This window comes from Halochromatium sp. (assembly GCF_054919635.1).
In genome coordinates this window covers 1-14,187 of the sequence record NZ_JBUDPI010000061.1, presented here as the reverse complement: position 1 = coordinate 14,187, position 14,187 = coordinate 1, and the positions used below count along the sequence as shown (strand labels likewise).

Sequence of the window (14,187 nt, the reverse complement as noted above, 5' to 3'; positions counted from 1 at the left end):
GACCAGGACAGCCTGATCACGTCTGACCGTAAGCGCTGCGCGCCGTCGCCGAGGCTCAGTTGCCGACTCACAGCGCTTGGAGGAGACATGCCCGATCGAATCATTGCCTTCGTTATGGCCGGCGGCCAAGGCTCACGCCTGCAACCGCTAACGGCTGCCCGCTCAAAGCCATCGGTGCCCTTCGGCTCGCGTTATCGCATCGTCGACTTCGTGCTCAGCAACATGATCAACTCCCAGATCAGGACGATCTACCTGCTGGTTCAATACAAGTCGCAATCGCTGATCGAGCACGTCCGTAAGGCCTGGACTATCTCGCCCCTGCTCAAGGACCAGTTCGTAACCGTGGTCCCGCCACAAATGCTGCTCGGCGAATCCTGGTTCCAGGGAACCGCAGATGCGGTCAATCAGAACCTGAACCTGATCGAGGAGCATGGCCCTGATCTGGTCGCTGTCTTCGGCGCCGATCATATCTATCGGATGGATGTGTCGCAGATGGTGGCCTTCCACAAGGAGCGCGAGGCCGATGTGACCATCTCCGCACTGCCAGTGCCGCTCGACGACGCCAAGAGCTTCGGCGTCATCGCTGCCGATAGCGACGGTCGGGTTGAGGCCTTCCAGGAGAAACCGGCCAACCCATCACCGATGCCCGATGACCCAACCAAGGCCTACGCCTCGATGGGCAACTACATCTTCAGCACAGAGGTGCTGATTCGCGCACTCCAAGACGCCCAACAGGCAGGGGAGACCGATTTTGGACAGCACGTGTTGCCGCGGCTACTCGCCAGCAAGCATCGACTGTTCGCCTACGACTTCGCCACCAATGAGATACCCGGCATCAATGCCTACGAGGACCGCGTCTACTGGCGCGACGTCGGCAGTATCGATGCCTACTTCAATGCCCACAAGGATGTGCTCGGCGCAGAGCCGGTCTTCGATGCCTTCAACCCAGAGTGGCCGATCTACTCGAGCAACTACCAGGGACCAGTCGCACGCGTCCTCGGCGGGCAGATCGAGAACACCTTGCTCGGCGCCGCCACCATGATCCACGACGGCACCCGGATTAAGAACTCCATCATTCGGCGCGAGGCGGTGATCGACGAAGGGGCTGAGCTGGAAGACTGCATCATCATGGACTATGTCCACGTCGGCAAGGGTGCCCGCCTAAAAAAGGTCATCGTCGATCGACACAATGCCATCGAGCCAGGCACCGTGATCGGCCATGATCGAGACGCTGATTCGAAGCGCTACAAGGTCTCGGCCGGCGGTGTCACTGTTGTCCCCTCCGGGCACTCGACGATCTTTGCACGGACCATGACAGGTCGACAAGGTCGCGGCTACTCGGAGTGATTCGAGTAGGCCGAGAGAGCCCGCGCTGGAGCCAAGCCCTGGCTCATTGCTAGCGCGGGATACCCGGCCCGAGCCACAGGCCGGCTCGGGATGGGACTCAGCCAACGCTAGCGGGCTCGCGCCGGCTATCTGCGCCTTCGCTTTCGTCCTCGCTGCGTTGCTGATGGCGGCTTAGCTCGTCCTGATAGGCCTGGTTGACGCGGTCGCGAAGCTCCTTGCCTGGCTTGAAATGAGGCACATGCTTGCCTGAGAGCGCAACCGCATCACCGGTCTTTGGATTACGGCCAACGCGAGGTGGTCGAAAGTGGAGCGAGAAGCTGCCGAAGCCGCGAATCTCGATGCGCTCCCCTGAGGCCAACGCACTACTCATCTGCTCTAGGATGCAGCGGACAGCGAGCTCGACGTCCTTATAAGCGAGATGGCTTTGCTCCCGCGCGAGTGTATCGATGAGCTCGGATTTCATCATAAGGGATAGCCTGCAATAGCGATGCAAGCCCGGTGCAAAGCGCCGGGCGTGTGATCACAAGGAATGACGTCTGCGGAAAGCGCAGCGGGCTCAGTCCTTCGCGGCTTCTTCCATCTGCTGCTTGAGGATGTCTCCGAGCGTTGCGGTACCGGCCTGCGCCTCACGCGCATAACCCTTGATCGCGGCCTGCTCATCGGCCATGTCCTTGGCCTTGATCGACAGCGAGATGCTGCGGTTCTTTCGATCAACGCCAAGGAACTTGGCCTCAACCTCTTCACCAACCTTCAAGACCGCGCGCGCATCCTCAACGCGATCGCGCGAGATCTCAGAGGCACGTAGATAGCCCTCAACGCCCTCGCCGAGGTCAATATTGGCGCCCTTGGCGTCGACCTCGGTGATGGTGCCGGTCACGATGCTGCCCTTCTCGTGCACGGCAACGAAGCTCGAGAAGGGGTCTTTGTCGAGCTGCTTGATGCCGAGCGAGATGCGCTCGCGCTCCGGATCGACCGAAAGCACCACAGTCTCGACTTCATCGCCCTTCTTGAAGTTGCGCAAGGCCTCTTCGCCGGATTCGTCCCAGGAGATATCCGACAGATGGACCAGTCCATCGATGCCACCATCCAAGCCGATGAAGATACCGAAATCGGTGATCGACTTGATCTGACCCGCGACATGATCGCCTTTCTTATGGATCGCCGAGAACTCATCCCAAGGATTGGACTGGCACTGCTTGATACCGAGCGAGATACGACGACGCTCCTCGTCGATATCCAACACCATGACCTCGACGTCATCGCCCATGTTGACGACCTTGCTCGGGTGCACGTTCTTGTTGGTCCAGTCCATCTCGGAGACGTGCACCAGGCCCTCGACGCCCTCTTCGATCTCGACGAAACAGCCGTAGTCGGCGATATTGGTGACCTTACCGAAGACGCGGGTGCTCTCGGGATAGCGGCGCGAGATATTGACCCAGGGGTCCTCGCCCATCTGCTTCAGGCCGAGCGAGACACGCTGGCGCTCGCGATCGAACTTGAGCACCTTGACCATGATCTCTTGGCCGATCTCGACCACCTCGGAGGGGTGCTTGACCCGACGCCAGGCCATGTCGGTGATGTGCAGCAGGCCGTCGATGCCGCCCAGATCGAGGAAGGCGCCGTAGTCGGTGAGATTCTTGACCACGCCGTTGAGCTCCAACCCCTCTTCCAGCTTCTCGAGCAGCTGCTCGCGCTCGGCGCTGTACTCTTCTTCGACCACCGCGCGACGCGAGACGACCACATTGTTACGGCGCCGATCGAGCTTGATGACCTTGAACTCGAGATCCTTGCCTTCGAGGTAGGTCGTATCACGCACGGGGCGGATATCGACCAGCGAGCCCGGCAGGAACGCCCGAACGCTGCCCAACTCGACGGTGAAGCCACCCTTGACCTTGCCGTTGATCTGGCCGGTGACCGTGTCGCCGTCGTCGAAGGCGCGCTCGAGCTTGTCCCAGGCGGCAAAGCGCTTCGCTTTCTCGCGCGACAGGCGGGTCGCGCCGAATCCGTCCTCAACCGCGTCCAGCGCGACCTCCACATCATCGCCAACGCCGACCTCGAGCTGGCCTTCGGGGCTGAGGAACTGATTACGTGGAATGATCCCTTCGGACTTGAGGCCGGCATTAACGATGACGGAGTCAGCGGTAATGGCGACGACTTGGCCGGTAACAATCGTGCCCGGCTGGAGCTGAGTATTAGAAAGGCTCTCCTCGAAGAGCTCGGCGAAACTTTCGGTCATGCTGTGAATGTTCCTGGCGTCCCACGCCATCTCCTGTGGATCATCAGCTGCTGTATCAGCGGCCCAAGCTCAACAGGAGGGTTGAGTTAAAACAAAACGACCGCGGCGTTTGCCGATCGGTCGGGGTTATCAAAACGGGTCGAGTACGGCCGCTGCACGCCTGAAGGCTGCTAGGTCCCATCGAGCATCGGCTGTCTCATCGAGCGTCGGCGCCGTGTCGATCTTCGGCGCCAGGTCCGAGCCGCAGTCTTGTCTCAAGCGCCTGTTGCTGCGAGCGCAGCTTCGGCCAGGCCACGGACCTGAGCGAAGACCTTGTCGATCGATTTTGAGGTCGAATCGACAACCACTCCCGCGTGCGGAACCTGAAGCGGACTCTCGGCTCGCTGGCGATCGCGCTCATCGCGCGCCCGAAGCTCTTGGACAAGATCGGTGAGGTTAGCATCCATCCCCTTGTCCTTCAACTGTTTATATCGCCGCCGAGCGCGCTCCTCAGGGCTCGCATCGAGATAGATCTTGAGCCGAGCATCTGGAAAAACCCGAGATCCCATGTCTCGACCATCGGCAACCAGCCCGGGAGCGACCGCCGTATCGCGCTGCCACGCAAGCAGCGCTTGACGCACCTCGGCATGAACCGCCACACGGGAGGCATCGACACCAGCCTCAGCAGTTCGGATCAGCTCCGAGACATCCTCGCCGTCCAGCCGGACCTGCTCACCGTCGAGGATCACCTGGGTCCGCACAGCTAAGCGCCCTAGCTCTGGACCATCGCCGAGGTCGACATCAGATCGCCGCGCCGCTAGAGCCAGAGCCCGGTAGAGTGCGCCGCTATCGAGCAGATGCCAGCCGAGGTGGGCCGCGAGCAGAGCCGCAATGGTGCCTTTGCCCGTTCCTGAGGGACCGTCGATGGTGATGACCGGAGCCTGAGTCATGCCGGAGACTCCTCGACACGTAGCTCGGTGATCTGCAACCCAACACCTGCAGCCAAACCGGCGAAATCCGGGAACGAGGTCTCGACATTGGCACAGTCGTCGACCTGGATCGGAGCTGCTGCGCGTAACGCACCGATCGCAAACGCCATCGCGATGCGATGGTCGCCATGTCCAGCAACACGCCCGCCAGCGAGCAGCCCGGCCGCACCCAAGCCTCGGATCAACATGCCATCGGCGTGCGGCTCGGCTGCGACGCCGAGCGTCTTGAGGCCATCGGCCATCACCTGAATGCGGTCGCTCTCCTTCACACGGAGCTCCGCCGCACCGCTTAGCAACGTGTCACCATCGGCACAGGCCGCGGCGATGAACAGGGCCGGAAACTCATCGATGGCCAGCGGCACCTGCTCCTCCGGAATGGCCACGCCATGCAAGGGTGCGGCCCGCACACGCAAATCGGCAACCGGCTCGCCGCCCAGCTCGCGCGGTCGCTCGATCGCGATATCCGCCCCCATCTGGCGCAGGATATTGATCACGCCGAGGCGGGTTGGATTCATCCCCACCTGAATCAGGGTCAGATCAGAACCTGGTGCGATGCTGGCGCCAACCAGGAAAAAGGCCGCTGACGAGATATCGGCCGGGATGCTGATCGAGGTCGCGACAAGCCGTCCACCGCCCGTCAGGCAGATGCGGCTGCCCGCATGACGCACCGGATAACCAAAGGCGCCGAGCATGCGCTCGGTATGATCACGCGTCGGCGCTGGCTCGGTGACGCAGGTCTCACCTCGAGCGTAGAGCCCGGCCAAGAGCAGGCTCGATTTGACCTGAGCGCTCGCAACCGGCAGCCTGTAGTCGATGCCATGCAGCGCTTCGACCGGTAGCAGCCCCAACGGCGCCCGACCTTCCGGTGTTGCCTCGATCCGCGCCCCCATCGCTCGAAGTGGCTCGATCACCCGGCCCATCGGCCGCCGTGAGAGCGACGCATCGCCGATCAGCGTGGTCGAGAAGCGCTGCCCAGCCAGCAGCCCGGACAATAGCCGCATCGATGTCCCCGAGTTACCGAGATCAAGGGCCTGACGAGGCTCCTGCAATCCGTGCAGCCCGACCCCCTGGACCCGGAGCCGGCCCAGACCCGGCCCCTCGGCCTTGACACCCATCGCCTGGAAGGCCGCCAATGTCGCCAGGCTATCGGCACCCTCAAGGAAGCCGTCGATCACGGTTGTCCCTTCGGCTAGGGCCGCGAGCATCACCGCGCGATGGGAGATGGATTTGTCGCCGGGCACGCGCAGCTCGCCGCGCAGCGCCCCGCCGGGCGCGAGCTCGAAGCTCAGGGAGTGGGCAGTCATAAACCTCTCGGGCAACCGGTAGTGACCAAGACCAAGCGTCGACAAGATGTGCGACCCAAACCGCTTAGAATGCGGTGTCGATCACGCGCTGGTCAAGGCAGCAATCACCCACCACAAGATTCCAAGGGAGTCATCGATGCCAGAACGATATGTCGACGTCGCCATCGTCGGAGCCGGCACCTCAGGCCTCAACGCCATGAGCCAAGCACGCCAGGCCGGCAAGCGTTTTGTCCTGATCAACGGCGGCGAGCCCGGGACCACCTGCGCTCGTGTCGGCTGCATGCCCTCCAAGGCCATGATCCAGGTCGCCGAGGACTACCACCGGCGCACCCACCTGGGCCGCTACGGCATCGACGGTCACCAAGGGCTAAGCCTCGACCTCCCCGAGGCCCTCGAGCACGTTCAGGACATCCGCGATACCTTCGTCGACCGCGTTCTCGGCAGCAGCACCGATGACATGCCTGATGATCTCTTCATCCAGGACTACGCCCGCTTCCTCGAGCCGACATTGCTTGCGGTTGGCGACCAGCGCATCCGTGCCGGTGCCGTCGTCATTGCCACTGGCTCACGGCCTTTGGTGCCAGAGCCCTGGCGGGCCTTCGGTGACAAGCTGCTGACCACCGACAGCCTATTCGAGCTCGAGGATCTGCCGGCATCGATCGCTGTCGTCGGCCTCGGCACCATCGGCCTCGAGCTCGGCCAGAGTCTGCATCGTCTCGGCATCCAGGTCGAAGGCTTCGACCAGCTCGAGACCATCGCCGGCATCCGCGACCCGGAGGTCAGCAAGATGGCGATCCAGGTCATCGGCAAGGAATTCCCGCTGCATCTTGGCCGGCCCGCCCGGATCAGCGAGGATGGGAGTCGGCTGCGCATCAAGGCCGGTGAGCATCAGGTTAGTGTTGATGCAGTGCTTTGCAGCATCGGACGCGTGCCCAACCTCGAGGGCCTCGGGCTCGAGACGCTCGGTGTCGAGCTCGACGCCCGCGGCCTACCGCCGTTTGATCGCCACAGCATGCAGGTCGGCGATCTGCCGGTCTTCATCGCCGGCGACGTCACCGGCGAGCGCCCGGTGTTGCACGAGGCCGGTGACGAGGGCCGAATCGCCGGCTTCAACGCCGCACGCATCACCACCGAAGCCGCCAGCGAACGCCAGCAACCGCTCCGCTTCCGTCGTCGCACACCCCTGTTCATCAATTTCTGCGACCCGAATATCGGCCTCGTCGGTCAGCGCTTCGACGAACTCGATCCAGCTCAGACCGCGATCGGCGAGATCAAGATGGCCCCGGTCGGCCGTGCCCTGATCATGGGCAATAACCGCGGTTTGATCCGTGTCTATGCCGACAAGACCAGTGGACGGCTGCTCGGTGCCGAGCTGATCGCCCCACGCGGCGAGAACCTCGCGCATCTGCTGAGCTGGAGCATCCAGCAGCAGATGACGGTCGAACAGATGCTACGCATGCCGTTTTATCATCCGGTGATCGAGGAGGCTCTGCAGGGCGCCCTCAATGATCTCAACCGCAAGCTGGAGGTCAAGCGCGATGGACCCCTGACCGAGCTCGCGCTGCTCGAGGAGCCGGACCCGTTGTAAGCAATCTCTTGAGCACAAACTGCTAAATGAGGCGAAGAAGGCTCTCCGGCAGCATTAATTGCACAGGTTGGCCCCTCGTCAGCGACACGCTCTTGTTACCTAACCGAACTCCGTAGGAGGTCGATCCCATGCAGCAACATCGGCAAACCCATGCTCCCGGCCGAGCCCTCTCGGTGGCGCTCTGGCTATTAGCGCTGATCCCGGCTATCGGCTGCAGCCAGCCAGCCGGACCCGTCGAGCCAACCGGCGATGTCCCGGAAGCCAAGGGCTGGCGCACCGAGACCATGGTCGACGGCCTCCGCCATCCCTGGAGCATCGCCTGGCTCCCCGACGGCTCGGCGCTCGTTACCGAGCGTCCCGGCCGACTACGCCTCATCCACAATGCGATTGCCGCAACGGGGGATGAGCCTGGAGACGATGCGCCTGGAGACAAAGCCAAGCTCGATCCAACCCCGATCCGAGGAACACCCGATGTCTGCGCCTGCGGCCAAGGCGGGCTGCTCGACATCAGCCTGCATCCCGACTTCGCCGATAACCAACTGGTCTATCTGACCTTCGCCGAGGGCACCGAAGACGCCAACCGCACCGCCCTCGCCCGCGGTCGGCTCGACCTCGAGAACAAGCGCTTGCAAGACCTCGAGATCATCTTCCGCAACGCCGACACCAAGTCCGGCGGCCAACATTTCGGCTCTCGGCTCCTCTGGCTGCCCGACGGAACCCTGCTGATGAGCATTGGCGACGGCGGCAATCCGCCGATCTCTTTCGACGGCGAGAACATCCGCAATCAGGCACAGAATCCAGGTACCCATTTCGGCTCGGTGCTGCGTCTCAACGCCGACGGCACGGCTCCTAGCGACAACCCCTTCGTCGGTAAACCCGGGGCCAAACCGGAGATCTACAGCATCGGTCATCGCAACATCCAGGGTCTGACGCGCGACCCCGATAGCGGCCGTGTCTGGGCCAACGAGCACGGCTCACGCGGTGGCGACGAGATCAACCTGATCCAGGCCGGCAACAACTACGGCTGGCCCGAGGTGACCTATAGCATGGAATATTGGGGACCCAGGATCTCTGACGAAACCCAGGCACCTGGCGTCACTCAGCCCATCGTCGTCTGGACCCCCTCGATCGCACCCAGCGGCATGACCCTCTACACTGGCGACGACTTCCCCGACTGGCAGGGCGATCTGATCAGCGGAGCGCTCGCGTTCAAGCAGCTACGCCGCACGGAGCTCGAGGGTAGCCGCGCAGTGGGTGAAGAAAAGCTCAGCATCGGCCAGCGTGTGCGCGCCGTCCGTCAAGGCCCAGATGGCGGCCTCTACATCCTCACCGATGAGACTGACGGGGCCCTCATGCGCATCGTCCCAGATGCTTAGCGAGCAAGATTTGGAAAGGGATTTGCCGCTCCGCCACGAGCAGGGCCCATTACCGACCCGAGAGACGCGGCTTCAGGCGCCCTCCTCCCCGCCGCATCGGACTCGATGCCCGAAGCTTCGACGAACCGCCGGGGCGCGAGTCTTTCTCTGTCTCTGTCATCAAACCAGCGCGAGCCGAGGTCGGGGGTCCAAGTCCAGCCAATGCCTGTAGTCCCGCAAGCTCCTCACCAACCACCTCCCGCCACTGCCCAGGCGTCGGCCGCGCGCCCAGGATCACGTTTCCATAGCGCACCCGCTTGAGCCGACTGACCGTGCAGCCAACCGCCTCCCAGAGCCGGCGCACCTCGCGGTTACGACCCTCGACGATGAGCACATGAAACCATTGATGGCTATCCGAGCCGCCGGAGGGGACGATCTCCTCGAAGCGAGCCGGACCATCCTCCAGCTCGACGCCATTGACCAACTGCGCTAACAGGTCGTCGGAAACAGCACCACGAACCCGCACCGCATATTCGCGCTCGATAGCGCACGAAGGATGCATCAACCGATTGGCCAGCTCGCCGTGATTGGTGACCAGCAACAGGCCGGCAGTGTTCAGATCGAGCCGCCCGACGGCGATCCAACGCCCGTCACGAATCCCTGGCAGATGGCGAAAGATGGTCGGTCGGCCTTCGGGGTCACGCCGCGTCACGACCTCTCCCTCGGGCTTATGATAGGCCAACACCCGCAGGTTCTGACGCTTCGCGGCGCGGCGTCGGACCTCCTGGCCATCGACGCGGATACGATCGCTCGGCAGTACGCGATCGCCAAGCTTGGCGAGCGCGCCATTCACCCGCACCCGGCCATCACGAATCCATCCCTCGATCTCGCGCCGCGAGCCAAGACCAGCCTCCGCTAGCGTCTTTTGCAAGCGCACCGGCTCCTGCGGCTCCGGCTCGGCCGCGGGTCGGCGTCGATTAGCGTCTTTCATCCTGGTCATCTCGAGTGCGTTCGTGGGGGTCAGCGGACGGCTCAGAACGCTGGGCCTGGGTGTTTGGCTCCCGATCTTTGAGCTCCTGAGCCTGGAACTCCTGATCGTGAGCTTCCACCTGATCGCGCGGCTCAGATTCTTGAGGCGTTTGCTGGTCGCGAGACTTGGACTGACACGACTCGGACTCGCAAGCCCCCAACCCGTGAGAGGTCGCGTCGTTGCTGACGGCAAGCACTAGGTGCGGTCGACCTGCAAGCCGGGTCGCGAAGGCTTGCGGTGCGATCTCAGTCGCCTCGTCCAAGCTGTCCTCGACAGCGTCCTCAGCCATTCCCGAGGACGCAGGCGCTGCAGCAGGACCCGCAGGGCTAGGGCTCGCGCTGCTACCAAGGCCAGCAGCATCCGTCTCTTCGCTCACGGTCTGCTCAAAAAAACTCGCATCGCGAATCTCGGTCAGCGGCGGTAGCTCGTTCAACGAGCGCAGGCCGAAATAGTCCAGGAATCGGCGTGTGGTCGCATAGAGCGCCGGTCGTCCCGGGACATCGCGATGTCCGACCACTCGCACCCATTCCCGCTCGGTCAGGGTCTTGATGATCGGGGTACTGACCGCGACACCACGGACCTGCTCGATCTCACCCCGGGTGATCGGCTGCCGATAGGCGATCAGCGCCAGCGTCTCGAGGAGGGCCCGCGAGTAGCGCGACGGCTTCTCTTGCCATAGCCGCCCGACCCAGGGCGCGACCGAGGCGCGCACCTGTGCCCGCCAACCGCCGGCAACCTCAACCAGCTCGATACCATGTCCCTCGTAATCGTCGCGCAGCGCCTCAAACGCCGCGGACACGGCGTCTCGAGAGGGGCGCTCGCGGTTTCTATTCGATCGCCGACATCGCCACCTTCCCCTGGACCCGCTCGATCGAGAGTGGCTCCCCGGACGCCAAGACCGCAGCCTCGACGATCTGTTTGAGCGCCGGCACCGGCAGCGATAACGCGTGTTGCAGTGGCTTGCCATCATCAGCGAACAGTCCGTTCTCCTGATGCGCTTGTTCCTGGTTCTGGGCGTGCTCCGGGTCCTGTTCCTGTTCCTGTTCCTGCTTCGGGTCTTGCTCTTGCCCCGGACCTTGTTGCTGTTCCTGCTCCCAGTCGCTCATGCGGCCTCGACCTCCCGTCGGCGCAGCCGAATCGGTGCGAAGGGCTCAACCTGGATCAGCTCCAGCGTCGCCGCCTTCAATAGCTCGAGCACCGCCAGGAAGCTCACGACCACCCCAGCGCGGCCCTCGGTCACGTCAAACAGCTCGGTAAACGGCACCAGCTCGTCGCCGCTGATCCGCTCCAGCACCGCCGACATCCGCTCGCGCACCGAGAGCGACTCGCGCTCGATCTGATGACTGCTGAACAGATCGGCGCGCGCCAAGACGGCCTGCAAGGCAGCCAGAACCTCATCCAGCTCAACGCTCGGCGGGATGCGACGCACATGACCCGGCGGCACCCTTGCCTGGAGCACGAAACAATCGCGCTCCAGTCGCGGCAGCGCATCGAGATCCTGTGCGGCGCGCTTGAACTGCTCGTATTCGGCCAATCGACGCACCAGCTCAGCGCGCGGGTCTTCGTCGTCTTCGGACTGCTCATCGGCCCGAGGCAGCAGCATGCGCGATTTGATCTCGCACAGCATCGCCGCCATCACCAGGTACTCGGCGGCGAGCTCAAGCCGCACCTCTTTCATCAGCTCCACATAGTCCATGTCCTGACGGGTGATCTCGATGATCGGGATATCCAGGATGTCGAGATTCTGTCGCCGGATCAGATACAGCAGCAGGTCGAGCGGTCCCTCGAAGGTATCGAGAAAGACCTCAAGCGCATCTGGTGGGATGTAGAGGTCTTCGGGCAGCTTCAGCAGCGGCTCGCCCCGCACCAGTGCGAGGCGAACCTCTCCACTCGCGGCCAGTGGCCCCGTGGTCTGCGTCTCGATCTCGGTCTCGATGCTTGAGGTCAGAGGGCTTGACTCCTGCATGGTCTCGCTCGGCCGCTGGATTGACCGGCAATCGCCTTAGCTGTAACGCAGCGACATGACGTGGCGAACATCATCCATGGTCTCGCGCGCCCGGTCACGCGCACGCTCACAGCCCTCGTTGATGAATGAGCGGACTAGATCAGGGTCGGCCTCAAGCCGTTTCACCTCGGCCTGAATGGGCTCCAGCTCCTTGCGCACCGCGTCGATCACCGGCTGCTTGCACTCGACGCAGCCAATGCTGGCACTGCGACAGCCCTGTTGCACCCAATCCTTGACCTCCGCGTCGGAGTAGACCTGATGAAACTGCCAGACCGGACAGACCTCTGGGTTGCCAGGGTCACTGCGACGCACGCGCGCCGGATCGGTCGGCATGGTGCGCAGCTTTTGCTCCACCGCATCGGGATCATCACGCAGCGCGATGGTATTGCCATAGGACTTGGACATCTTCTGGCCATCGAGCCCTGGCATCTTGGCGGCCTTGGTCAGCAAGGGCGCAGGCTCTGGCAGGATCACCCGACCACCGCCTTCGAGGTAGCCAAGCAGCCGCTCGCGATCAGCGATGGTGATATTGGCCTGACTCTCGAGCAAGGCGCGAGCGATGTCCAAGGCCTCCTGGTCGCCCTGCTCCTGATAGCGACGCTTGAGCTGATCGAACATCTTCGCGTTCTTCTTGCCCATCTTGCGCTTGGCCTGCTCGGCCTGGGCCTCGAAGTCTGGCTCGCGCCCGTAGATATGGTTGAAGCGCCGGGCGATCTCACGGGTCATCTCGACATGCGCGACCTGATCCTCGCCCACCGGCACCGCACCGGCCTTGTAGATGAGGATATCGGCGCTCTGCAGCAGCGGATAACCGAGGAAGCCATAGGTCGCCAGGTCCTTCTCCTTGAGCTTCTCCTGCTGATCCTTATAGCTCGGCACCCGCTCAAGCCAGCCCAGCGGTGTAATCATCGACAGCAGCAGATGCAGCTCGGCGTGCTCAGGCACCCGCGACTGGACGAACAGGGTGGCCGCGCCGGCGCTGATGCCGCAGGCGAGCCAGTCGACGACCATGTCGAAGCTCGCCTGCGGGATCTGCGACGGGTCGTCGTAGTCGGTGGTCAGCGCATGCCAATCGGCAACGAAGAAGAAGCACTCGAACTCGTGCTGCAGCTCGACCCAGTTCTTGAGCACGCCATGATAATGGCCGAGATGCAGCTTGCCGGTCGGGCGCATACCGGAGAGGACGCGGTGGGATTGGTTCGGTGCAGAATTCAACGGCTTAAGGCCTTTGCTGTCAGAGTATCAGAGAGGAATAGAGTCGCGGATCAGGTCGGATGCCGGGATTACAGTGAGCGCGAGGTCAACAGCTGGACGTAGCACAGCGCCGAGCAGTCCGGGCGGTTGTCCGTTTGGCAACAGGAGCAGCGCCACCAAGATCAACAGCCCGTAGCGCTCGAGCCGCGCAAAACCCCGCGCCCAGGGACGCGGCAGCAAGGCGCTGAGCACCCGACCGCCATCAAGCGGCAGGACTGGGATCATGTTCAGCGCCATCAGGAAGAGATTGATCAAGACGCCAATCAGACAGAGCTCAAGGTAGAGACTCAACAGGGCACTCGGCACCCCAACGAAGCCTAGCAGCAGCAGCATGAGCTGCAAGGCCAGCCCCCAACCGATCGCCATCAGCAGATTCACGCCGGGCCCGGCAATGGCAACCAGTGCCATATCCCAGCGCGGGTTACGCAGCCGCCGCCAGTCCACCGGCACCGGCTTGGCCCAGCCGAATAGGAACGGCACCCCAAGCAATGTCTTCGAGCTCAGGAAGATGATCAGTGGCACCGCGATGGTGCCGACCGGGTCGATGTGCTTGATCGGGTTAAAGGTCACCCGACCGAGCATCGCCGCTGTCGGGTCGCCCCGGCGATTGGCCACCCAGCCATGGGCGGCCTCATGGACGGTGATTGCGAACAACACCGGCACTGCGACCAACAAGATCAGCAGCAAGGTTTCAGCAATGGCATCCAAACGATGTGTGCCCCAATCGAGAAGCTTGGATCAAACGGGTTAGCGGCGATTGAGCTAGCGCTCAAAGACGCTGATATCGCCCTTGCCTTCACGCACCACGACTGGAGGCTCCTGAGTCATATCGACAACCGTCGTCGGTTGGCTTCCGCAGGTGCCCCCATCGATGATCAGGTCGACACAGTGGCCGATCATCTCGCGAACCTCAAGCAGATCATCCATTGGCTCCTCGTCACCAGGCATGATCAAGGTGGTGCTCAGGAGCGGCTGGTCGAGCTCAGTGAGCAGGGCCTGGGTGATCGGTGTTCCCGGAACGCGAATGCCGATACCTCGACGTTTGGGATGCAATAGCCTGCGCGGCACCTGCTTGGTGGCTTGAAAGAGGAAGGTATAGC

Annotated in this window: 12 protein-coding genes and 1 pseudogene; 3 read left to right on the top strand and 10 right to left on the bottom strand. The window is 62.9% G+C overall.

All coding sequences use genetic code 11. The annotated features are described in order from the left end of the window. Nucleotides 1–87 precede the first annotated feature (87 nt). Nucleotides 88–1,347: a glucose-1-phosphate adenylyltransferase gene (locus ACY693_RS05880; protein ID WP_462320898.1), complete on the top strand. Its 1,260-nt coding sequence runs from the start codon at nucleotides 88–90 to the stop codon at nucleotides 1,345–1,347. Between the two features lie 97 nt (nucleotides 1,348–1,444). Here the strand turns inward: ACY693_RS05880 and ihfB are convergent, their stop codons facing one another. The 4 genes from ihfB to aroA form a co-directional block, all read right to left on the bottom strand. Then, nucleotides 1,445–1,813, bottom strand: a complete 369-nt coding sequence (gene ihfB / locus ACY693_RS05875) for an integration host factor subunit beta (protein WP_462320897.1) — start codon at nucleotides 1,811–1,813, stop codon at nucleotides 1,445–1,447. A 90-nt stretch (nucleotides 1,814–1,903) separates the two neighbouring features. Continuing rightward, complete coding sequence (gene rpsA / locus ACY693_RS05870) at nucleotides 1,904–3,613, bottom strand: 30S ribosomal protein S1 (RefSeq protein ID WP_462320896.1); 1,710 nt, start codon at nucleotides 3,611–3,613, stop codon at nucleotides 1,904–1,906. Nucleotides 3,614–3,837: 224 nt separating this feature from the next. After that, the gene (cmk, locus tag ACY693_RS05865; RefSeq protein ID WP_462320895.1) at nucleotides 3,838–4,512 is read right to left on the bottom strand and encodes a (d)CMP kinase; all 675 of its coding nucleotides are present in this window, start codon (nucleotides 4,510–4,512) and stop codon (nucleotides 3,838–3,840) included. Then, the gene (gene aroA, locus ACY693_RS05860) at nucleotides 4,509–5,855 is read right to left on the bottom strand and encodes a 3-phosphoshikimate 1-carboxyvinyltransferase (protein WP_462320894.1); all 1,347 of its coding nucleotides are present in this window, start codon (nucleotides 5,853–5,855) and stop codon (nucleotides 4,509–4,511) included. Before aroA ends, cmk begins: the two co-directional genes overlap by 4 nt. A 136-nt stretch (nucleotides 5,856–5,991) precedes the next feature. Here aroA and ACY693_RS05855 point away from each other — a divergent pair, with 136 nt between their 5' ends. Both ACY693_RS05855 and ACY693_RS05850 read left to right on the top strand, forming a co-directional pair. Further along, the gene (locus tag ACY693_RS05855) at nucleotides 5,992–7,443 is read left to right on the top strand and encodes a dihydrolipoyl dehydrogenase (RefSeq protein ID WP_462320893.1); all 1,452 of its coding nucleotides are present in this window, start codon (nucleotides 5,992–5,994) and stop codon (nucleotides 7,441–7,443) included. Between the two features lie 128 nt (nucleotides 7,444–7,571). Continuing rightward, nucleotides 7,572–8,819 (top strand): PQQ-dependent sugar dehydrogenase, encoded by a 1,248-nt coding sequence (locus ACY693_RS05850; protein WP_462320892.1) that lies wholly within the window; start codon nucleotides 7,572–7,574, stop codon nucleotides 8,817–8,819. Between the two features lie 49 nt (nucleotides 8,820–8,868). On the opposite strand, the gene rluB is transcribed toward ACY693_RS05850, so the two are convergent. The 6 genes and pseudogenes from rluB to ACY693_RS05820 form a co-directional block, all read right to left on the bottom strand. Continuing rightward, nucleotides 8,869–9,789: a 23S rRNA pseudouridine(2605) synthase RluB gene (gene rluB / locus ACY693_RS05845; protein WP_462320891.1), complete on the bottom strand. Its 921-nt coding sequence runs from the start codon at nucleotides 9,787–9,789 to the stop codon at nucleotides 8,869–8,871. A 424-nt stretch (nucleotides 9,790–10,213) separates the two neighbouring features. Beyond that, a pseudogene (scpB, locus tag ACY693_RS05840) lies at nucleotides 10,214–10,766 on the bottom strand (SMC-Scp complex subunit ScpB); the annotation flags it as partial. 164 nt (nucleotides 10,767–10,930) lie between these two features. Then, nucleotides 10,931–11,794 carry a segregation and condensation protein A gene (locus ACY693_RS05835; protein WP_462320890.1) on the bottom strand — a complete coding sequence of 288 codons (864 nt, stop codon included), beginning with the start codon at nucleotides 11,792–11,794 and terminating at the stop codon, nucleotides 10,931–10,933. 36 nt (nucleotides 11,795–11,830) lie between these two features. Further along, a complete protein-coding gene (locus ACY693_RS05830; RefSeq protein WP_462320889.1) occupies nucleotides 11,831–13,048 on the bottom strand; it encodes a tryptophan--tRNA ligase in 1,218 nt (405 codons plus the stop codon). Nucleotides 13,049–13,075: 27 nt separating this feature from the next. Then, nucleotides 13,076–13,795 (bottom strand): site-2 protease family protein, encoded by a 720-nt coding sequence (locus ACY693_RS05825; protein ID WP_462320888.1) that lies wholly within the window; start codon nucleotides 13,793–13,795, stop codon nucleotides 13,076–13,078. 54 nt (nucleotides 13,796–13,849) lie between these two features. Then, nucleotides 13,850–14,187, bottom strand: a 338-nt coding sequence (locus tag ACY693_RS05820; RefSeq protein WP_462320887.1) for a Sua5/YciO/YrdC/YwlC family protein, incomplete at its 5' end; no start/stop codon positions are given.